The sequence below is a fragment of the Winogradskyella sp. HaHa_3_26 genome (assembly GCF_019278425.1).
GTDB classification, from domain to species: Bacteria; Bacteroidota; Bacteroidia; order Flavobacteriales; family Flavobacteriaceae; genus Winogradskyella; species Winogradskyella undariae.
In genome coordinates this window covers 1191583-1212955 of sequence record NZ_CP058981.1, presented here as the reverse complement: position 1 = coordinate 1212955, position 21373 = coordinate 1191583, and the positions used below count along the sequence as shown (strand labels likewise).

Here is a 21373-nt window from a genome sequence, read left to right as displayed (position 1 = left end):
TTATGTTAAAAACATTTATTGAAAGGCCAGTACTTTCAACAGTAATCTCTATCATTATAGTGTTACTTGGTGCTATTAGTATCGGTACGTTACCAATAGAGGAATATCCAGATATTGCGCCCCCTACAATTAAAGTAACAGCAAGTTACACGGGTGCAAATGCCGAAACTGTTTTAGAGAGTGTTATCATTCCTATAGAAGAACAAATTAATGGGGTAGAAGGAATGACTTATATTACTTCTACAGCATCAAATACGGGGACCGCAGAAATTACCGTTTATTTTGATCAAGAAATGGATGCTGATATTGCTGCCGTAAACGTACAAAACCGTGTAGCAAGAGCTACGCCATTATTACCACAAGAGGTAACGCAAACCGGTGTTACGACGCAAAAAGTAGAAACTAGTGCTTTAATGTTTGTTTCCATGTATTCTGAAAGTGAGGATTATGATGCTACGTTTATTCAGAATTACTTAAAGATTAATGTTATTCCTGCTATGCAACGTATTAGTGGTGTAGGTGATGTTAGTGTATTCTCACAACAAGATTATGCCATGCGCATTTGGTTAAAGCCAGAAAAATTAGCCGCTTACAACTTAATTCCTTCAGATATTACGGCTGCTTTAGCAGAACAAAATTTAGAAGCAGCAGCAGGTTCATTAGGTCAGAATAATGGAGAATCGTTTTCATATACTTTAACCTATAGTGGGCGTTTTAAGGAAGAAGCGCAATACAGTGATATTGTAATTAAAGCCTTAGGAAACGGTGAGTTTTTAAGACTAAAAGATGTTGCAACTATAGAGCTAGATGCACAATCTTATGCTGCAAATGCGATGAGTTTAGGCCACCCAGCAGTATTTATGGGGATTTTTCAAACTAAAGGTTCTAATGCACAAGAGATTATTGAAAACATAAAAACAACCTTATCTGCTGTAGAAAAAGATTTACCAGAGGGATTAGGTGTTTTTGTGCCATACGATACAAGTTTATTCTTAAATGCATCGATAGAAAAAGTAATTCATACCTTATTAGAAGCCTTTGTATTAGTGTTCTTAGTGGTATTTATCTTTTTACAAGATTTCCGTTCTACATTAATTCCGGCAATTGCTGTACCCGTTTCTATTATCGGTACGTTCTTTTTCTTGAATGTTTTTGGATACTCTATCAACTTATTAACGTTATTCGCATTAGTACTCGCCATTGGTATTGTGGTCGATGATGCCATAGTTGTTGTAGAGGCGGTTCATGCTAAATTAGATGAAGGCGAAAAGAATCCTAAAAAAGCAACTTTAACCGCAATGAATGAAATTTCTGGAGCCATTATCTCAATTACTTTAGTCATGGCAGCGGTATTTATTCCGGTAACTTTTGTAACAGGTCCAACAGGTGTATTTTACGAGCAGTTTGGTGTGACTTTAATTATTGCTATTTTAATATCTGCAGTAAACGCCTTAACATTAAGTCCGGCGTTGTGTGCATTGTTATTAAAACCTCATAAAGACGATGAAGAGATTAAAGGGAAAAGTCCTTTAAAACGTTTTTACGCTTTATTTAATCGCGGTTTTAATGCTACTGTTGAGAGATATGGTAGGTCTTTACACGTTTTATACAAGAGAAAATTTATTTCAGCAATACTATTAATTATTGCTGTCGTAGGTATTTATTGGGCTGCAAATACAACGCCTACAGGATTTGTACCTAATGAAGATAGAGGTATCATTTTTGCGAATATAGAATTGCCAGCAGGTGCTTCTTTAGATAGAACAGATGCTGTAGCAAGAAAATTATATTCTAAAATTGAAGGTATGGAAGGTATTGTTGGTGTAAACTTCATTAAAGGACGAAGTTTAATTAATGGTACTGGGTCTAACTACGGCATGGGTATTATTAAATTAGAAGATTGGGGTGAGCGTGAAGATGCTTCTCTTTCTTCAACAGCAATTACTGGGAAATTGTTTGGTTTAGCAGCAAGTGTTCCTGAAGCTAATATTATTTTCTTTTCGCCACCAAGTATACGTGGGTTTGGTAATTCGGCTGGTTTTGAGGTGAATTTATTAGATAAATTTGGGGGTGAATTTTCAGATTTAGATAAAGCGAATAAAGATTTCTCTATGGCTTTAATGAGTCACCCAGAAATTAAGTACGCACAGTCTTCTTTCAAAACAAGCTATCCGCAATACGAAATGGAAGTTAATGTGCCTTTAGCTAAAGAAAAAGGAGTTTCAGTAACAAGTATCTTTTCAACTTTACAAGGTTATATCGGTGGAATTTATGCATCAGATTTTTCTAAATTCGGAAAACAGTTTAGAGTCTATATTCAAGCTTTACCAGAAGACAGAGCAGATGAAAGTGCATTAAATAGTATGTATGTAAGAACAGATACTGGAGAAATGACACCAATTACGCAGTTTGTAAATTTAAAAAGAGTTTACGGGCCGCAATCTGTAACACGTTTTAACTTATTAAATTCTACAAGTATTACAGGTGCAACCAATGATGGGTTTAGTACCGGTGATGCCATTAGAGTTATTGAAGAAGAAGTTGCTAAATTACCAAGTAATTATACGGTTGCTTATTCAGGTTTAACACGTGAAGAGGTAAGTGCAGGTAACCAAACTACATTTATATTTATCTTAAGTATAGTATTTGTATACTTTTTATTAAGTGCGCAATATGAAAGTTATTTATTACCATTTGCGGTTGTGTTATCATTACCGTTTGGGGTATTTGGGGCTTATATTAGTACAAAATTCTTAGGGTTAGAAAACAATATTTATTTCCAAATTGCCTTAATAATGCTGATTGGTTTACTGGCCAAGAATGCAATTCTGATTGTAGAGTTTGCACTACAAAGACGTAAAGCAGGTGAGAGTATTGTAGATGCAGCTATCATAGGCGCTAAATCTCGTTTACGTCCAATCTTAATGACCTCATTTGCCTTTATCTTAGGATTAATGCCGTTAGTTTTAGCACAAGGTGTAGGATCGGAAGGAAACAAATCTATAGGAACTGGTGCTGTTGGTGGATTATTGATAGGTACTATTATCGGAGTTTTTGTAATTCCAATCTTATTTATATTATTTCAGTGGTTACAAGAAAAAATTTCTAGTAAGCCAGCAATACAAACTATTGAAGAATAAAATGATGAAATCAATTATAAAACATAGAAATTTTAATAGAGGAGCTATAATGCTCGTTGTTGGACTAACTTTTCAAAGTTGCTTTGTCGCAAAAGATTATGCTAGGCCAGAATTGGATATCGAAACGGAAGCACTTTATAGAACAGAGAATCTTCCGACGGATAGTATTTCTATCGCAGATGTCTCTTGGAAAGACTTATTTACAGATCAATATCTTCAACAATACATAGAAGAAGGTCTGCAAAATAACATGGACATTCGTATCGCTATTCAGCAAATGATAGCTGCAGAAGCTTATGCAAAACAAGGTAAGGCAGGTTATATGCCTACTTTAAGTGTAGGTCCTAATTATACACGTCAAGAATATTCTGAAAATAGCCAATTTGGCTCCATATTTAGTGGTGGTTTAGATACTTACGATGTTACTGCAAACTTATCTTGGGAAGCTGATATTTGGGGTAAAATAAGAAGTAATAAAAGAGCTTCTCAAGCTGATTATTTACAAAATGTAGCAAGTCATCAAGCGGTAAAAACGCAATTGATTTCTAGTATAGCCAATACCTATTATAATTTATTGGCTTTAGATGCACAATTAGAAGTTACAAAACAGACCATTGCAACTAGAGAGAGTGGTGTAGAAACTATTAAAGCTTTAAAGGATGCTGGTCAGGTGACTCAGGTGGCCGTAGATCAGAATGTCGCACAATATAATAGTGCTAAAGCTTTAGAGGTAGATATTGAGACTGCCATTTATAAAACAGAAAACACATTAAGTATTCTGTTAGGTAGAGCGCCTCAAGAATTTGAAAGAAGTAGCTTAGAAACTCAGAAAATAGATCAAGATATTAAGTTAGGTGTTCCGGCAACATTATTAAGAAATAGACCCGATGTAATGGCTGCGGAATATGCTTTGATTAAAAACTTTGAGTTAACCAATGTTGCTAATAGTAGTTTTTATCCTTCATTAACTTTAACAGCTTCAGGTGGTTTACAGAGTTTAGAATTAGATAATTTATTTAATGTAAATTCTTTATTTGCAACTGTAGTTGGAGGGTTAACACAGCCTTTATTAAATCAAAGGAAGTTAAAAACTCAAAAAGAAGTCGCACTAGCCAACCAAGAACGTTCATTATTGAATTTTAAGAAGACTTTATTGGTCGCTGGTAGTGAAGTTTCTAATGCCTTATTTTCATATGAATCTGAAACGAAAAAATTTGAGTTTAGAAAGAATGAAGTTGAAGCCTTAAGAACTGCGGAAACAAATTCTGAAGAACTACTTAAAAATGGTTATGCAAATTATTTAGATCTATTAACAGCAAGACAGAGTGCTTTAAGTGCAGAACTTAATATTATAGATAGCCAATTACAACAATTGGTTTCTATTGTAGATTTGTATGAAGCACTTGGAGGTGGTTGGAAGTAATACATTAAAATATAATTATTTTTAAGGCATATTATTAAATCATGTTATGGAAGATATATTAAGAAATATAGTTCCTATTTTTAAAAGTTATGGTGTAAAAAGTATCACCATGGATGATGTTAGTCGTCATCTGGGTATTTCTAAAAAGACATTGTATGTACATTGTAAAAGCAAAGATGATTTAGTAGAAAAAAGTATCGATTCAATTTTTAAGATTCATCATGCTGTTTTTGATAAAATCTTGAAACGTGATATATCTCCATTAAAGAAAATTATTTTATTGTATCGTTATGGAATTCGGCAATTATCGTCGAATTCCACAACGTTTTACTTAGAGTTAAAAAAGTACTACCCTAAAGCTTTTAAAAAATATCAAGTAGAGCGCGATTATATTACTTACACGATTGTACTAGATTTACTAAAAGAAGCTCAAAAAACAGGTGTTATTATCCCTGAAGTTGATCTTAAATTATTCTGTTTATTAAATATCTATAAAATTGATGTTTTATTATTAAATCAAGAGTTATCTCATGAATTTACAGTAACTCAAATTGTAGATCATCTTGTGGTTTATAATCTGAGAGGGATTTTAAAAGATACAAGCTTTATTTAAAAATAAAGCGGTTCAAAAATGCTGTTATTTATGATAACAGCATTTTTTGTTAAAGAAATATTTAGTCATAAGATTTCTGTTATTCTCAAAACTTTAATTATATTCTTTAATCATTAGGAGTCCTTTTTAATATGTTTTATTTAAGGGTTTTTCTTGATTGAATTATTCAAAATAATTTATAGATTTAGGGAAATATAATTGATTCATTTTTTAATAAAAGATACAATATGGTAGAATTTATAGCAAATTATAAATCACTTTTAATATATGTGACTCTTGTAATTTTGTCAGTATTTATACTTCGGTTTTTAACAAAGTTTTTTATCAAGTGGTTAATAAAAAAAGAAACAAATCGCTTATCTGATGCTCCTGTAAGATCCATGAAAATGGTAAAGATGACGCTTAACCTTCTGTGGTTAGTTTTAGGAGTAATTGCATTAAGTGCTGTTTTTGTAGATAGAGATAAGGATAAACTATTGGTTGGGTATTTTAAGACAGCCAGTTATATTGGTATTGTTACTGTAGTTACAATCATCACGGCTACACTCTGTAATCTATGGTTTAAACATAGAATTGATCAGAAAATTACAGATGATTTTGATCCCACAACCTATAAGTTTTTAAGATATGTAAGTGTTTTTGTTATTTGCTTTATTGGCTTATTGTTTGGGCTCATGGCATTTCCTTCTTTAAAAAGTGTGGCTCAAACAGCTTTAGGTGGGGCAGGTGTATTGGCTTTGATTGCTGGTGTTGCTTCTCAAGAGGCTTTGTCTAATTTGGTTGGTGGTCTTTTTATTGTGTTATTTAAGCCCTTTAAAATTGGTGATGTTATTAAAATAACAGACACTATGGTTGGTACTGTAACAGATATCACCCTGCGGCATACTGTGATTAGAAATTTTGAAAACAAGATGATTGTTATTCCTAATGCTGTTATTAATAAAGAAAAATTGATTAATTACGATTTAGGTGAACTTAAATGTTGCGAGCATGTAGAATTAGGTATTACTTATGATAGTAATATTGAATTGGCTAAGAAAATTCTTCAAGAAGAATGTGAAAATCATCCTTTGATTTACGATAATAGAACTGAATTAGAAAAAAAGGATGGCTTACCTATTGTAAAAACAGCCTTAACAAAATTCAATGATTCCTCAATAACGATTAGAGCATGGGCATGGTCTTCGAGTTTTGGTCATTCTTTTACTTTAAAATGTGATGTTTATGAAAGTGCTAAAAAACGTTTTGATGAAGAGGGTGTAGGATTGGCTTTTCCCACCCGAACTATCTATATGGCAAATGCTAATAATTCAGAAAACAAATAAGAAGTTTATAGTCTTCTGCAAGAGTGTTTTTATTTCATCAAAAAGGTTGAAATATGCCCGTTGGTTAATTCGTTTATATAACTTCTTTTATGCCGTATAATGCTGATATGAAATCTGAATGCTTTAAAGTTTAAAAGATTTAGATGACTCTACTGTAATTATACGAAATAAATTCATTTGTGTTTAAGATACAAAGAGCCTTATATAATGTGATAAAGTAGGTAAATAACACTTTGAATTTAATTTCAAAATAAAAAGTAAGTTAAAACTTCATTACTTATTTTATAAAAAAATGCTTTACAATTAATAAATTGTTATTTTTGCGCCGAAATTATATGTAATTCTAAAAAAATGATACGCATAAATGGGAAATTCAAAAAAAGTATTAGAGATTAAAAAGAAGAAGGTGCCTTTAAAAGGAATGATGGATAATGTTATGGAGCAATTTAATCATGCTGCAGATCATATCGATTTACACCCCAATATTAGAAAAATATTAAGTATCACTAACAATGAAATTTTAGTCAATTTCCCTGTAAAAATGGACAATGGAGACGTTGAGGTTTTTACGGGTTACCGTGTTCAACATAATGGTGCTTTAGGACCTTATAAAGGCGGATTGCGTTATCATGCCACAGTAGATTTAGATGCTGCAAGAGCATTAGCGATGTGGATGACCTGGAAGACCTCTTTGGCAGGATTGCCTTACGGTGGTGCTAAAGGAGGAATTAAAATTGATCCTTCATTGTATTCGCAATCAGAATTAGAACGCATTACAAGACGGTTCACTTATGCTTTAGCAGATAATATAGGTCCCGAGCACGATATACCTGCGCCAGATGTTAATACTAATAGCCAAACTATGGCATGGATTGCAGACACCTACATGAGTACAAGGCCACCTGCACAGCGTAGTGCCAACCAACATGTTGTTACCGGTAAACCCGATGGTAGTGGAGGATTAGAAGGACGAGATAGAGCTACTGGATTTGGTGTGTATTTAACCATTAAATTTTGGGCAGATAAAAATAACATGGACTTAAATGGTAAAAGATTTATCGTTCAAGGTTTTGGTAATGTTGGCTATTGGGCTTCTGTTTTCTTAGAACAAGATGGAGCAAAATTAGTAGGCGTTCAAGATGCGTCTGGAAGTATTCATAATCAAGATGGAATAGATGTAGAACATCTTTTTAATTATACCCAAGAGAAAGGGGGAGCAGTTGCTAATTTCCCTAATTCTGAATTAATTGAGAAAGATGCTTTTTTCGCTATTGATTGTGATATCTGTGTTCCTGCTGCATTAGGAAATCAAATTACAAAAGATAATGCTTTAAAAATAAAAGCCAAATTAATTGCTGAAGGTGCTAATGGACCTACCAATGTTGAAGGTGAAAAAATATTGTTAGAAAGAGGAATTACTATTATTCCAGATATTTTATGTAATTCAGGTGGTGTTATTGGTAGTTATTACGAATGGTTACAAAACAGAAGTGGTGAGATTTGGCATCTTGATGAGGTGATGGAGAAACTGCGTAAAAAATTAAAAGGGTCGTTTGATCGCGTTTATAATTATTCTGAAAATGAAGATGTTGATTTAAGAACAGCAGCTTTTTGTATTGCAATTCAACGTATTGAAAAAGCCTACGTACAACGTGGAATTTTTCCTTAAAAATTAATAACGACAACTTATACCGTTGTTCGTGTTTTTATTTAACTTATTTTATACCGTTCAGCATTTTTGTTGAACGGTATTTTTTTTGAAAACGAATTAATTATCATAGATTTACTATACTGACAAATAAAGCCTTTAGATGGAATTTAAAACTGAACAAGAGATTTTTGAATCGGAAATGATTTCTAATTATTTAGTTCCTATAGGGGTTTTTATAATTGCGCTTTTTATTTTATATCGATTGCTATTGATCTTTCAATTTTATTATGTGTCAATTTATAAGAAACCTGTTTTCTCACATGTGTATTTAAGGCCACAGAAATTAAGTCCTTTACAAGATGCTATATTAAGAAAAGAAAGTACTTTTTTCAATAGGTTAGATGCTAAAGAGCAATTGTATTTTAAGCATCGAGTTGCAAGTTTTATAAAGGATAAAGAATTTATTGGGAATGAAAAATTGGTCGTTACAGAGCAAATGAAAGTTAGCATTGCTGCCACGGCTATTATGCTAACCTTTGGGTTTAAAAACTACCTTTTAGAGCTTATAGAGACTGTTATTATTTATCCAAAAACGTATTATTCAGAAATTAATGGCACTTTTCATAAAGGTGAAATTAATCCACAACATAAAGTTATTGTGTTTTCATGGGAAGATTTTAAACACGGTTATAAAATAGGTGATGATAATCTTAATCTTGGTATCCATGAATTTGGCCATGCAGTACATTTAAATGCTTCAAAAAATAATGATGTTAGTAGTTTGATTTTTAATAGCGGTTTTAAAAATTTAACAGACTATTTACAGAACAATGAAAATGTAAGGCAACGGTTAATAGCTTCTAAGTATTTTAGAACTTATGCTTATACAAACCAGTATGAGTTTTTTGCGGTATTGTTGGAGAATTTTATTGAAACACCTTTAGAATTTAAAACACAATTTCCAAATCTCTATAAATATATTAAGCAGATGCTCAATTTTAAGTTTGCAGGATATTAATGTAGTATTTTATTCTTGTAAGGGATTTAGATTGTGCTTAATCTATACGTTTTAATAGCAATCTATTTAACTGTTTTTTTAGATGTTTAGACTACGCTTAATATTGTGATCTGGTTACTCTAATAGGATAAATAACGAACAAAAAAAGACCCACAAATGTGAGTCTTTTTTTTGTTATTGTATTATAGAAATTTACAATCTAATTACAGCTTGTAAATGATATTGGTAATGGTTGTTATCGTAACTAAGATGTGTGTTATTAAGTCCAAATTTAGCAATTGTTTGTACTCTTACTCCAAACATTTGTGCTCTGTCTAGCCAAAATAAAAGGCCAGCACCAAGGTTTGCAGACATGTTGGTTTTTTCCACATGGAAATAACCTAAGCCAACATTTGCATATGCATTAAACCAACTCATATTTCTACCACGGCCAAAAAGAAGTTCTTTAAAATAATATTTAGCATGAGCGTCTAGAGATAAGTAATTGTAATCTTTTATAGGAGCTATATATTCATTATCTCCAGTAAAACCATTTACAGTAATAGCTCCTTCAATTGCAAAATTATCAGTCCAATCAGCATTATCAACAAAACGATATTCTACTGCTGCAGAAATAGGATTTCTAAAGCCCCAATCTCCTGGTTTATAAAAAGGAGAGCGGGATGCTAAATCATTCATAGCATTAACTCCAACGCTTAATAACCATTCATCATAATTGCCTCTCCTTTGTGCAAAAGACGATAAACAAAAAGCAAGGAATAATACTCCCAAAATTATTTTTTTCATACTAAAAAAATTTTATCCAAAGGTAAACTTTAAGGATTATAAAACAAATATAGCTGTAAACTTATTGTAATAATAGTCAAAAACCAATTAAAACAGGTTAAATTGAGATTTATTTTAATATAACTGTTTCTTTTTGTGTTATTTATGCTGTATATCTATTAGGTTTGCTAATTTCATAAATATTAGCTTCTTATTTTTGTTTTATTAATTGAAATATATAGATAAACTGAGTCTGTTTTTTGTTAATCCAATAGCTTAATTCTTATTTCGGATTTTTTTTAGAATATGTTTTGTGTAACTGTAATTTGTCAAAATTAAATATAGGCGTTCTGATATAAAAAAGGTACTATATTTAAAGAGGTAACTTATTGTGTTTATAAGCTTAAAAGATTCTTTAGTTTTAAAAGAAAACTTTCTAAATCGCATATAATTATTCGAAGGAATTCTAGCAAATTCTTCAAAATAATACTTTGCCAATTCTAAATACGATTGACCATATTTCAATTTTAATAAAGTTTTAATGTTGTCTTGGTCTTGGTGTGTTTCTATGACAATTAAGTCATAAATTGATTTTAAACTAGCTGTATTGTAATAGTAACCATGGTCATTTAACTGCCAACTGAGTAAAAGGTGCGTGCTTAAATCTTTCTTATCTGGAATCGCTATTTTATTAACCATTCTTTTATTATTAAGAATAGAAGGCATGTCCATTAAGATCCAATGCTTTTTGTTTAATAGCTCTGTATGTAATTCTATAGCGGCAAGTTCATTATCGGAAATTAATCGATCAAGGTGTCTAAAGTCTTTTTTGTCATAAGCAAACCCCGACGTTCTGTTGTATCCTGAGTTTTTTAGAAGGTTAAAAGCATCAAGCACTCTAGATTTTTCTATTAAAATATCAATATCCCCAACCATGCGTTCTCCATTATCTTCGTAGCAATCTGAGGCTAATAGCGCTGTGCCTTTTAAAAACACATGGTCTATATTATGAGTGTTTAAAACTTGAGTTATGGTATGAACTTGGTTTAATATTCTTGTATTTCTAGCTCTATTAATGTTGGTGATTTCTTCTAAGTAATCCACTAAATCTGTAGGTGAGGTGTGGAGCAGTTTTTTAGCTTTTAGCCGACAATAAATAGCAGGTAAAACTAGGTGTTTGCTGCCTTCAATTACGATGTTATCCCAATTAAAAGTTGGGGAGCTGATTGTTTTTTCTAATGCTTTTGTTGAAGAGTTAAAACTTAGAATATCTGTAATATAGTGAATTGTTATCGCTGAATTAGTCATAGATTAATATCTCGATACTAAGGTAAACTATTAAAAATTATTTTAGAGTTCTTTAAATAAATTTGAGACTTCTTTGGTTACACAAGTTGTATCACTATACGTTAATTGATATAGTTTCATGTTCTTTAGCCAACTTAGAAATTGTTCTGCATGTTTTGGGTTTGGTGATAACCATGAATCTTCAATAATTGTTTCTAAGATGGTTTTTATAGAAACCGGTTCTAGTAATGTTTTAGATTCTGGTTTATAATTCACTAAAATAATGGCACGGCAAGGGTAATGATTTTGTTTCGGTTTAATTGTTGGTAGATATTTTAGATTACCTTTTGTTTTGTTGAAATTTACAATTGGTAACTTATCAAAATTATTAACTAAAGGTTCTAATAGCTTAAAAGCACCCTGTTTAATGGATATTGCAGATGGATTATAATATATGTGTTGGTCTTTAGAAAGTAAAGGAGAAACATCATCTGCTAAAAGTTTTAAACCCGCATTAGCTAATAAAGCACATAAAGTACTTTTTCCTTTGCCAGATTTTCCAACAAATAGTATTGAATTCTTTTCGTCAGTAATTGTAGATCCATGTAACGAACCTATCCAATCGTCTTCGGTTTTATTATGAAGTTCACAAAGTAATTGCATGATAAATTTACCTTGGATATAATGATAGTCCTTTTTAGGAACATAAGAAATTAATTCCTCATTTTTAAAAAGGTGTAGATGATTCTCTTTTAAGTAAACATCAAAAAATACATCAACTTTAGATTTTGAGATATTACAGTAATGTGCAATTGAAGGGTGGATGGTTTTTAAAACCAATTCTGAGCAGTAGTTCACTTGAACGATTTTGTGTTCAAAATTGTATTGTTTTGAAATGTAACGTTGTCTTTTGTCTAAGTCTGTTGAGGTTGACGTTGTAGGTTTGCTGTATGGACTATTACAGTTTTGCAGATAGCTAAATAAGTTTTCTACAATTTTATTTTGAAGTTCTTTATCCTCTTCAAAATAAAGGGAATTTAAGAATTGAGTTTTAGATTCAGAAACTAAATATTCATCTAAGAGCAGTTTAAATTCAGTATTGACAATGCTGTAAGTATTCGATTTGGCATACCACAATACCCAAAAATCACCTATAAGTAGTTGTTCTACCGGTGCTAATGCTGTATTCAAAATAGAAAGTATAACTTATTAAGAAAAAGGATCTCCTCCAGGATTTGGTGCAGAAGATGTTTGTGCTTTCAGTGGGTTTAAAATCACAAAGGTTCCTACGGCTGTTAATGCTGCATATTTCCCCATTTTTGAAATGGCTTCCTTACGTGTGATTTTATCTGTATTGTTTTCTTTTTTCATGGTTCTAGACCTAGATTTTCGGTTCAAAAATAGCAAAATAATTTAATTATTTGACTAAATTATTAAAAGGTTTAAATAAAGAACTCATTTTAGTCAATGTTTAAGGTCCTAAAATGAGTTCAATAATGTTTTGTTAATTGATAATTATTTTTTGTGTTTTCTTTTGATATGTATTTTGTAACTGTATAATGTAAATCCCTTGACTTAAGGAATTAACATTAATAGCCTGAGATCCTTGTGCTATTTCTAATGTAGAGGTTAAAACTAATCTCCCTTGAACATCGTAAAGTGAAACATTAGTTTGCTCTGATAATTGCCCTGCTATAACAATAGTCTCATCCGCTTTATTAGTGTAGATACTCAATTCATTTAAAGAGTTGTCTATAGTAGATAATACACTCTCTGTAAAACGCAGGTAAAACCTTCCTGTACCTAATAAATTAGAGCTAGGTGTTATTATATAATCGCTAGTGTTTAATAGAGTAGAAACGTTAGCTACGTTATCTTCTAAGTACACATTAACAGTAGTTGGTAGCGTAGACTCTGCAATGCTAAATACTAATTGTTCTCCTTGGTTTGTATTCACGCCAAGAGGAATTGTAACATTGGTTAAATCTGTTGAGTTTAAGGATTGAAGTGCCATAGGTATACCTGTGTTATCTTGAGCCAAATGCGAATATAATGCAAAACTAGAACCTACATTTCCTAAAACTTTACCATCGTAGCCAGGATCTAAGCCTTGAGTAGAATTTGCGTTAAAATAAAACTCAGTTCTGTAAGAGTTGTTGCTGGTGCTAGCATTAAGCTTTAAAAAGGTTAATGGATTTGCATTACGACCTAGTATGAAGTCATCCGAGTTTCCCGTAGTTCTCATACTTGGCGTAAATGTAATATCATGACTAGCAACATAATTAAGATCTGCAGCAATTAGAAAACCTTGCCCAGGAGTCATTAATTGACCTGCTGAATTCGCTAAGGTGATAATATTGTACCCATCAGCTGCATCTCCATCATAACCATAGACTCCTGAAGCATCTTCTAAAAGATCTATGTTTTTTATTCCTCCACTAATTTCATAGTTTAAAAAGTTATCTATGTTCATATATGAAGGATATGGGTTTCCTATTAAATTCCAGTCAGGGTGAACTGCGCCAGTGTATTCAATATTCATTGTAACATCGGTATTTAAAACACTACCTGTAAAGGTTAATGTTGTACCACTATCTGTAGCAGCCCTGAAGCCTTTTCCACTTTCTATGGTTAAAGAAGTGTCTGAGTTGTAGTTGACATAATCATCAGCTACTTTATCAAAAGGAGCAAATGCATAAGTTGTTGGTGCTGTTGCGCCATTGTCGAATAAATCATCAGCATTGGTACCTGAGCTTAAAAAATCTGACCAAGTTTGACCAAATAGCGGTGTTGATATTAGGTCGTTTCCTAAATCATTAGAGTTTACGAAACGTTTATATGCTATATTGCTTAACAGGGCGCCATCAAGGTCTAATAGTACTCCATCTAATATTAAACTCGAATAAGAGTTTGAGGTCGATTCTAAGATCAATTTATTCAATTTTAGTGTAGCATTTTCGTCTATAGTTAAACTGGCACCTTCTTCAATATAGAGTTCATCTAGAAGATAGGCGCTAATTAAAGTGAAACTTGTGTTTTCATTACTTTTAATGAGCCCAGTTCTTGTTGATGTTAAAGCAGATGGTGTTGTATTCCATGCGTCATTTACAAATACTAAATAGGATACAATCTGGTCAGTACCATTACTACCCGGAGATCCGAAATCTACATCAATACCTTCAGACACTGTCGCAAAAGTCCAAAGTGAGCCCTCATTATTATCTTCTATATCGCTACCTGTATATATCATTGCAGTCCCACCTGTGGTAGGGTCTGGCCAAGTTGCATCACTACCATAATCTACGCGATCAATTCCTGTTCTATTAGCATTGAGTAAAATGATTTCATCAGCAAAATTTGCAATTGAAATATTACTATATTGGTAGTTTACGGTTACATTGCTGTTTTCAGTTGTAGTTGCATTTCGTCCAAATACAGCAAAGCCGTGGGCTGGTACAATGATATCCGTGTTTATAATGTGGTTATCTGTATGGGTATCTAATATTACCCATCCATTCATGTTTATAGGAGTATCAGTAGTGTTATAAACCTCAAAGTATTCACCATCATTATCATCAGCATTGTTAGGGTTTATCATTATTTCGGTAATCATAATGCTGTTAGACAAAGCTGCTGAATCTGGTGTCGCATTAGTACTAACACCAGCACTCCAAGTTGAACCTTTACGCGTAAAGACTTCAAAATGATAAACAGTGCCATTGGTTAACCCTGTTACAGTTGTTGAAGTTTCAGTACCCTTGTAAACAACATATTCTCCTAAGCCTATTGGTGATAAAGGTACTAAGTTCGTTCCACTACCAAAAGTAGCATTTGCGGTGTAGGTCGATCCATCTCCTGTAGGTGTTTCTGTAACTTCAGTGGTTGCTTTTGCAACTATAAGTATTTCATCAAAACAAGCATGATTCGTCCAATTTAAATCAATTGTGGTATCACCACCTATGGCATTTAGAGCTGAAACATTTGTAGGTGTTGTACAGTTTGTTGTAAAACTACCCGTTAATTCACGAAGGTTATAACAAGTGCCTGTAATGTTATACTCGTAAATAGCTACATGGTAAGTTGTAGCTTCACTTAATCCCGTTATGTTTACCGATGAAGCAGAAGCACCGCTATATACGACATAATTTTCTGTTCCTATTTGATCTCCTGAAGAGAAAATGGTATTGCCTGTATAGCTTGTTCCTGATGTAGGATCTGTGTCAACCGCAGCCCCTTCTTTTACCACCACTAAAACATTATCTCCATCTCCTATAGTCCAATTTAAAGTGGCTGTTGTTGTTCCAATAGGTGTGGTAGTGTTATAGTCTGATGCTTGGAGTAACGGATAGCAAGGAAGTTGAAATGTTTGTCCTGTGTTTATAGTACCTGCCGTAGCAGTTACATCAGCTTGCCATGAGAAATGTGAATATTGAAGTCCTGTATCTATTAATTGTAGCGATGTTCCAGCCGGTGTTTCATTCGTATTTGTTTCTTGTACCCCTATGTCAATGGAAGTTAATCCGATAGCAGCTCCATCTGTGGCTGTAATGATACCTTCATAAGAAAGGAATTGTACGACTGTAGTTCCATTGTAAACGAGAGCTAATCCGTCTGAGGCACCGTTTTGAATATCTGATTCAGCTTCCCATCCTATTGTAAAACCAGAAACACTACTTGTTACTGTGGATAGTTCGCTGTAGTTTATTGTGCTGTAGGATTCTCCATTACTTCCATTGTATAACACAACAGTCCAATTATCTAAAGGGTAGGTTGTGATATCAGCAATAACAATTTCTACACCTTCTGCTATGTCAGATCCAGAGTTATCGTAATGTATTTCATTTATCCATGCATCTGCAGTGGTTTGAGCAAAGCTAGTGTAACTCAAGCATAATGCAATTAATAAGGGGTAAAGGTTTTTCATAGTAGGTATTTATTTGGGGTGAAAATTATAAAAGGCAAGAAAGCATTGTGAATTTTTCTGGGGAAAAAAGAACACTGCTGTATTAAAGGGTGTTTAATTAATTTGTTTTTATATGACTAATGTCATGTTTTATAAAATACATTCATTATTAATGTACAAATATATATATAAAATAAGTTAATGTTATTTTTTTTAAGTGTTTTATTATCAATTAGTTGTGTTTGTATTAATTATCTTACATAAATATTTGGGTGAGGGGGTGAGGGGGTGAGGGGGTGAGGGGGTGAGGGGGTGAGGGGGTGAGGGGGTGAGGGGGTGAGGTGGTGAGAGGGTGAGAGGGTGAGAGGGTGAATTGGTGAGATGATTCCTGCTTTTACAGGAATGACAAAGTGGGTGGTTCTTTGTTGTATTAGAGACGATTTTATGCGTTTATGTGTTTGATGTATTACTACGGACTGGGTACGGAGTATGTACGGAGTATCTATGGAGTATCTATGGAGTGTCTTTAGGGGTGAATTGGTGAATTGGTGAGGGGGTGAGGGGGTGAGATGGTGAGGGGGTGAGGTGGTGAGGTGGTGAGATGATGATGGGGTTGATTTGGTCTAAAATAAATGTGGTCGTTTATTGGAGGGATTATTTTGTTTTAGTGGATTCCTGCTTTTGCAGGAATTACATTTTTTTTTATTTAAGAGATTCTTCGTTACCTCAGAATGACAAATTTGAAGGGTTTTGTGTTTTCTTGTTAAAAGAAAAAAAGGTGTTTTTTTATTTTACTGTATTGATAGAGCAGTAGCCTTGTGTTTTCTTAGGAATAGCTAAATATTGGATTTTATATTCTTTAAATTCACTAGTATAGTTATTCAATTATTTTAAATTTGTTTTTTTATTTTAATTAATAGGCCTTAGTGGTTTAATTTGATTTTATGAGTAAAGTAGCATTTATAACAGGAGTTACAGGCCAGGATGGAGCCTATTTAAGTGAGTTTTTATTAAAAAAAGGATATGAGGTCCATGGACTTAAGCGTCGTTCTTCATTATTTAATACTGATAGAATTGATCATTTGTATCAAGATCCGCATGTTGATCATAAAAATTTCTTTTTACACTATGGTGATATGACGGATAGTACGAATCTTATTCGTTTGATCAAAGAAATTCAGCCTGATGAGATTTATAATTTAGCCGCCATGAGTCATGTTGCAGTGTCTTTTGAAGTTCCTGAATACACCGGTAATGCTGATGGTTTAGGAACGCTTCGTATTTTAGATGCTGTGCGTTTATTAGGCTTAGAAAAGAAAACAAGAATTTATCAGGCATCTACTTCTGAGTTGTATGGTAAAGTACAAGAAGTGCCACAATCAGAAACCACTCCTTTTTACCCACGTTCACCGTATGCCGTCGCAAAAATGTATGCGTATTGGATTACCGTGAATTACCGTGAGGCTTATGGTATGTATGCTTGTAATGGTATTTTATTTAATCATGAATCACCAATTAGAGGCGAGACTTTTGTAACCCGAAAAATTACAAGAGCAGTATCTCGAATTGCCTTAGGCTTACAAGATAAATTTTACTTAGGTAATTTAGATGCGCAACGTGATTGGGGTCATGCCAAAGATTATGTTCGTATGATGTGGATGATTCTTCAGGCTGAAGAAGCAGAAGACTGGGTGATTGCCACTGGTAAAACGACAAGAATACGTGATTTTGTGCATATGAGTTTTGCAGAGATCGGTGTGGAGTTAGAATTTAAAGGTGAAGGCGAAAATGAAAAAGCTTATGTTACTAAATGTAACAATCCAGACTATCAATTAGAGATTGGGAAAGAAGTTTTAGCTGTAGATCCTCGTTATTTTAGACCTACAGAGGTTGAATTGTTAATCGGTGATGCTACCAAAGCGAAAGAAAAATTAGGTTGGGAATGTCAGTATGATTTAAATGACCTTATTAAAGATATGATGCAGAGTGATATAAAATTAATGAAGCAGCAACAATATCTTGATCAAGGCGGTTATAAAACCATGAATTATTTTGAGTAATCCTATGACTAAGACTTCAAAAATATACATTGCAGGTCATCGTGGTATGGTGGGTTCTGCCATATGGAGAGCGTTAACAGCTAAGGGATATAACAACCTTATCGGTAGAACTAGTGCAGAACTCGATTTAAGAAATCAGCAGGCCGTAACAGATTTTATAGCAGAAGAAAAACCAAACGTTATCATTGATGCTGCAGCAAAAGTAGGAGGTATTTTAGCTAATAATAGTTATCCATATCCATTTTTAATGGAGAATTTGCAGATCCAAAATAACCTTATTGATGCAGCACATAAGTTAGATATCGAGAAATTTATCTTTTTAGGTAGTTCTTGTATCTATCCAAAGTTTGCGCCTCAACCACTAAAGGAAGACTATTTACTTACCGATAGTTTAGAACCCACAAATGAGTGGTATGCTATCGCAAAAATCGCCGGTGTAAAAGCTTGTGAAGCTATAAGAAAACAATTTGGGAAAGACTTTGTAAGTCTAATGCCAACAAATTTATATGGTCCTCATGATAATTTTGATTTAGAAAGTTCTCATGTTATGCCGGCTATGATTCGTAAGTTTCATGAGGCAAAAGCTGAAAATGATTCCGTAGGACTTTGGGGTAGTGGTACACCCATGCGCGAGTTTTTACATGTTGATGATTTAGCACAAGCGGTTTTATTTGCTGTAGAACATGTATTACCTGAGCATTTATACAATGTAGGTACCGGTTCTGACGTTACTATAAAAACTTTAGCTGAAACCATTCAAAGTATTGTTGGGCATACCGGTGAAATTGTTTGGGACAGTACAAAGCCCGATGGAACACCACGAAAACTCATGGACAGTTCTAAGTTAAGAGCTTTAGGTTGGGCACCTCAATATTCTTTGCAAGCAGGAATTGAAAATGCCTATGAATGGTTTAATTTACATCAGGAAGATTATAAAAAAGTAAAACTGTAATTGTTTGAAATTAAGCAAAAGGCATATCGCAAAAACCATTACATGGCGTATTCTAGGAACTCTAGATACGCTTTTGCTGTCTTGGTTTATTTCTGATGATATTACCATTGGTTTAAAAATTGGAGGTTTAGAATTGATTACAAAAATGTTATTGTACTACGGTCATGAGCGTCTGTGGTTTAAGTCTAAAATTAAATCTTCAAACCAAAGACATATCCTCAAAACATTTTCTTGGCGTGGTGTAGGAACCATTGATACGATGTTGTTGGGCTGGTTAATTTCAGGCAACCCCTTAACCGGTTTAAAAATAGGAGGAGCTGAAGTCATCACTAAAATGCTGTTGTATTTTGGACATGAAAAAATTTGGTACCGTATTAATTTTGGATTAGATCAGCGTGTCAGAAAAAAAAGATTACAAGAATTGAGAGAACGTAGAAAATTATGAGCGACAACACCGTTATACATCATTATAAAGTTACAAAAGCAGACCGTGAGCACCTTCATAAGCACAAATCTTATCTGTTATGGTTTACAGGATTGTCAGGTTCAGGGAAATCCACTATAGCCAATTTAGTTGAGGTTGAATTGAACAAGTTAGGCGTTAGTACTTACGTATTAGATGGCGATAATATTAGAAATGGTATTAATAAAGATCTCAGTTTTGCGCCAGAAGATCGTACTGAAAACATTAGAAGAATAGCAGAAGTTGGTAACTTAATGGTAAACGCTGGTGTCGTTACTTTAGCTGCTTTTGTTTCTCCCTATATTAAGGATAGAGCAAACATTAAGACCATTGTTGGTGCTGAGAATTTTATAGAAATTTACGTGAACACCTCATTAGAAGAATGTGAGCGTAGAGATGTAAAAGGACTTTATAAAAAGGCACGCGCCGGCGAGATACAAAACATGACTGGGATTTCAGCACCTTACGAAGCCCCAATTCATCCCGATATTGAAATTATTACAGATCATCAACCCATTGAGGCCTCCGTAAAGAGTATATTAGACGTTATTATTGAAAAATTAAAAATTGAAGCATGAGCAATTATATTATAAATCACTTAAGAGAATTAGAATCTGAAGCTATCTTTGTTATTAGAGAGATCGCTGCTCAGTTTGAAAATCCTGTATTATTATTTTCAGGAGGTAAAGATTCTATCTTATTAACCCATTTAGCGAAGAAAGCCTTTTTTCCGGCAAAGATTCCTTTCCCTTTAATTCATATTGATACGGGGCATAATTTCCCTGAAACGATTGCTTTTAGAGATGCATTGGTTGAAAAATTAGGGGTCACTCTTATTGTTGGTTCTGTACAAGAAGCTATTGATAAAGGCCGTGCCAAAGAAGAAACAGGAGCCGATGCTTCTCGTAACTCCCTTCAAATTGTTTCGCTTTTAGATACGCTTGAAGCTCATAAGGTCGATGCGGCTATGGGAGGTGCAAGACGTGATGAAGAAAAAGCACGTGCTAAAGAACGTTTCTTTTCTCATAGAGATGAGTTTGGACAATGGGATCCAAAAAACCAACGCCCAGAACTTTGGAATTTATTCAATGGTCGTAAAAATTATGGCGAACACTTTAGAGTGTTTCCAATTTCTAACTGGACAGAAATGGACGTCTGGGAATATATTAAATTAGAAAATATTGATTTACCATCCTTATACTTTTCTCATCAACGTGATTGTGTTGTTAGAGATGGTGTGATTTTGGCTAATTCTGAATTTATAAAATTAAAAGAAGGTGAAGAAGTGGTTAATATGACCATTCGTTACCGTACTTGTGGCGATATGCCAATTACTGGTGCTGTAGCATCTACGGCCGATGATTTAGATAAAATTATCGAAGAAATAGCCACAACACGTACCACAGAACGTGGTGGTCGTGCCGATGATAAACGTGCCGAAACTGCTATGGAAGATCGTAAAAAACAGGGGTATTTTTAGAGGTTAGAGTCTAGAGTCTAGAGTCTAGAGAATAGAGAAAAGATAAAAGATAAAAGATAAAGGATAAAAGAGAATAGATAAAAGGGCATAGAACGACGAAAATAGACCATAGATAAGAGACAATAGAGAAAAGAATCTTGATAAAAAAAGAAGGTTGAGGACTGCTAATTACCGCTCAGTCAACTCGTCATTATTTTCACAAGGTTAATTGTTTTGTCTCTGTTTAACTTCGTGTTTGCTCTGTGTCAGTATATTAAATAAAGAGAATAGATTAGAGGGCTTAAAGTCAACAA

The 21373-nt window shown here is 33.4% G+C and carries 16 protein-coding genes; 11 read left to right on the top strand and 5 right to left on the bottom strand.

Annotated elements, in window-relative coordinates:
• The first annotated feature begins 2 nt into the window (after positions 1 to 2).
• From H0I32_RS05315 to H0I32_RS05290, 6 genes are all read left to right on the top strand, one after another.
• A complete protein-coding gene (locus tag H0I32_RS05315) occupies positions 3 to 3140 on the top strand; it encodes an efflux RND transporter permease subunit (protein ID WP_179312775.1) in 3138 nt (1045 codons plus the stop codon).
• A gap of 4 nt (positions 3141 to 3144) precedes the next feature.
• Positions 3145 to 4563: an efflux transporter outer membrane subunit gene (locus H0I32_RS05310; protein WP_179312928.1), complete on the top strand. Its 1419-nt coding sequence runs from the start codon at positions 3145 to 3147 to the stop codon at positions 4561 to 4563.
• 46 nt (positions 4564 to 4609) lie between these two features.
• Positions 4610 to 5176 carry a TetR/AcrR family transcriptional regulator gene (locus H0I32_RS05305; RefSeq protein WP_173587187.1) on the top strand — a complete coding sequence of 189 codons (567 nt, stop codon included), beginning with the start codon at positions 4610 to 4612 and terminating at the stop codon, positions 5174 to 5176.
• 395 nt (positions 5177 to 5571) lie between these two features.
• A complete protein-coding gene (locus tag H0I32_RS05300; RefSeq protein WP_317166980.1) occupies positions 5572 to 6501 on the top strand; it encodes a mechanosensitive ion channel family protein in 930 nt (309 codons plus the stop codon).
• Positions 6502 to 6865: 364 nt separating this feature from the next.
• Complete coding sequence (locus H0I32_RS05295) at positions 6866 to 8170, top strand: Glu/Leu/Phe/Val family dehydrogenase (protein WP_179312777.1); 1305 nt, start codon at positions 6866 to 6868, stop codon at positions 8168 to 8170.
• Positions 8171 to 8312: 142 nt separating this feature from the next.
• Entirely contained in the window at positions 8313 to 9170 is an 858-nt protein-coding gene (locus H0I32_RS05290; protein ID WP_179312778.1) for a zinc-dependent peptidase, read from the top strand.
• A gap of 192 nt (positions 9171 to 9362) precedes the next feature.
• On the opposite strand, the gene H0I32_RS05285 is transcribed toward H0I32_RS05290, so the two are convergent.
• From H0I32_RS05285 to H0I32_RS05265, 5 genes are all read right to left on the bottom strand, one after another.
• Positions 9363 to 9956: a hypothetical protein gene (locus tag H0I32_RS05285; protein ID WP_179312779.1), complete on the bottom strand. Its 594-nt coding sequence runs from the start codon at positions 9954 to 9956 to the stop codon at positions 9363 to 9365.
• 255 nt (positions 9957 to 10211) lie between these two features.
• Entirely contained in the window at positions 10212 to 11243 is a 1032-nt protein-coding gene (locus H0I32_RS05280) for a nucleotidyltransferase family protein (RefSeq protein ID WP_179312780.1), read from the bottom strand.
• A 42-nt stretch (positions 11244 to 11285) separates the two neighbouring features.
• On the bottom strand, positions 11286 to 12413 hold the full coding sequence (locus H0I32_RS05275) for a hypothetical protein (protein ID WP_179312781.1): 1128 nt from the start codon (positions 12411 to 12413) through the stop codon (positions 11286 to 11288).
• Between the two features lie 18 nt (positions 12414 to 12431).
• Positions 12432 to 12593, bottom strand: coding sequence for a hypothetical protein (locus H0I32_RS05270; protein WP_179312782.1), 162 nt, complete (start codon positions 12591 to 12593; stop codon positions 12432 to 12434).
• Between the two features lie 133 nt (positions 12594 to 12726).
• Entirely contained in the window at positions 12727 to 16146 is a 3420-nt protein-coding gene (locus H0I32_RS05265; RefSeq protein WP_179312783.1) for a lamin tail domain-containing protein, read from the bottom strand.
• 923 nt (positions 16147 to 17069) lie between these two features.
• Between H0I32_RS05265 and gmd the strand changes: the two genes are divergently transcribed.
• Genes gmd through cysD form a run of 5 tightly spaced genes read left to right on the top strand, consistent with a single transcriptional unit; the run spans position 17070 to position 21080 of the window.
• Positions 17070 to 18185 carry a GDP-mannose 4,6-dehydratase gene (gene gmd / locus H0I32_RS05260; protein ID WP_179312784.1) on the top strand — a complete coding sequence of 372 codons (1116 nt, stop codon included), beginning with the start codon at positions 17070 to 17072 and terminating at the stop codon, positions 18183 to 18185.
• Between the two features lie 4 nt (positions 18186 to 18189).
• Positions 18190 to 19137 (top strand): GDP-L-fucose synthase family protein, encoded by a 948-nt coding sequence (locus H0I32_RS05255; protein WP_179312929.1) that lies wholly within the window; start codon positions 18190 to 18192, stop codon positions 19135 to 19137.
• Between the two features lie 4 nt (positions 19138 to 19141).
• Positions 19142 to 19582: a DUF2061 domain-containing protein gene (locus H0I32_RS05250; protein WP_179312785.1), complete on the top strand. Its 441-nt coding sequence runs from the start codon at positions 19142 to 19144 to the stop codon at positions 19580 to 19582.
• Complete coding sequence (gene cysC, locus H0I32_RS05245; protein WP_179312786.1) at positions 19579 to 20178, top strand: adenylyl-sulfate kinase; 600 nt, start codon at positions 19579 to 19581, stop codon at positions 20176 to 20178. The genes H0I32_RS05250 and cysC overlap by 4 nt, the downstream gene beginning before the upstream one ends.
• The gene (gene cysD, locus H0I32_RS05240; protein ID WP_173587199.1) at positions 20175 to 21080 is read left to right on the top strand and encodes a sulfate adenylyltransferase subunit CysD; all 906 of its coding nucleotides are present in this window, start codon (positions 20175 to 20177) and stop codon (positions 21078 to 21080) included. The genes cysC and cysD overlap by 4 nt, the downstream gene beginning before the upstream one ends.
• The last annotated feature ends 293 nt before the right edge of the window (positions 21081 to 21373 follow it).

What these genes read in the sequence shown, in the direction of transcription:
- H0I32_RS05265 (WP_179312783.1), bottom strand. Translation starts at nt 16,146, where the DNA reads ATGAAAAACCTTTACCCCTTATTAATTGCATTATGCTTGAGTTACACT.
- H0I32_RS05290 (WP_179312778.1), top strand. Translation starts at nt 8,313, where the DNA reads ATGGAATTTAAAACTGAACAAGAGATTTTTGAATCGGAAATGATTTCT.
- cysD (WP_173587199.1), top strand. Translation starts at nt 20,175, where the DNA reads ATGAGCAATTATATTATAAATCACTTAAGAGAATTAGAATCTGAAGCT.
- H0I32_RS05315 (WP_179312775.1), top strand. Translation starts at nt 3, where the DNA reads ATGTTAAAAACATTTATTGAAAGGCCAGTACTTTCAACAGTAATCTCT.
- H0I32_RS05255 (WP_179312929.1), top strand. Translation starts at nt 18,190, where the DNA reads ATGACTAAGACTTCAAAAATATACATTGCAGGTCATCGTGGTATGGTG.
- H0I32_RS05300 (WP_317166980.1), top strand. Translation starts at nt 5,572, where the DNA reads ATGACGCTTAACCTTCTGTGGTTAGTTTTAGGAGTAATTGCATTAAGT.
- H0I32_RS05285 (WP_179312779.1), bottom strand. Translation starts at nt 9,956, where the DNA reads ATGAAAAAAATAATTTTGGGAGTATTATTCCTTGCTTTTTGTTTATCG.
- cysC (WP_179312786.1), top strand. Translation starts at nt 19,579, where the DNA reads ATGAGCGACAACACCGTTATACATCATTATAAAGTTACAAAAGCAGAC.
- H0I32_RS05270 (WP_179312782.1), bottom strand. Translation starts at nt 12,593, where the DNA reads ATGAAAAAAGAAAACAATACAGATAAAATCACACGTAAGGAAGCCATT.
- H0I32_RS05310 (WP_179312928.1), top strand. Translation starts at nt 3,145, where the DNA reads ATGAAATCAATTATAAAACATAGAAATTTTAATAGAGGAGCTATAATG.
- H0I32_RS05305 (WP_173587187.1), top strand. Translation starts at nt 4,610, where the DNA reads ATGGAAGATATATTAAGAAATATAGTTCCTATTTTTAAAAGTTATGGT.
- H0I32_RS05295 (WP_179312777.1), top strand. Translation starts at nt 6,866, where the DNA reads ATGGGAAATTCAAAAAAAGTATTAGAGATTAAAAAGAAGAAGGTGCCT.
- H0I32_RS05280 (WP_179312780.1), bottom strand. Translation starts at nt 11,243, where the DNA reads ATGACTAATTCAGCGATAACAATTCACTATATTACAGATATTCTAAGT.
- gmd (WP_179312784.1), top strand. Translation starts at nt 17,070, where the DNA reads ATGAGTAAAGTAGCATTTATAACAGGAGTTACAGGCCAGGATGGAGCC.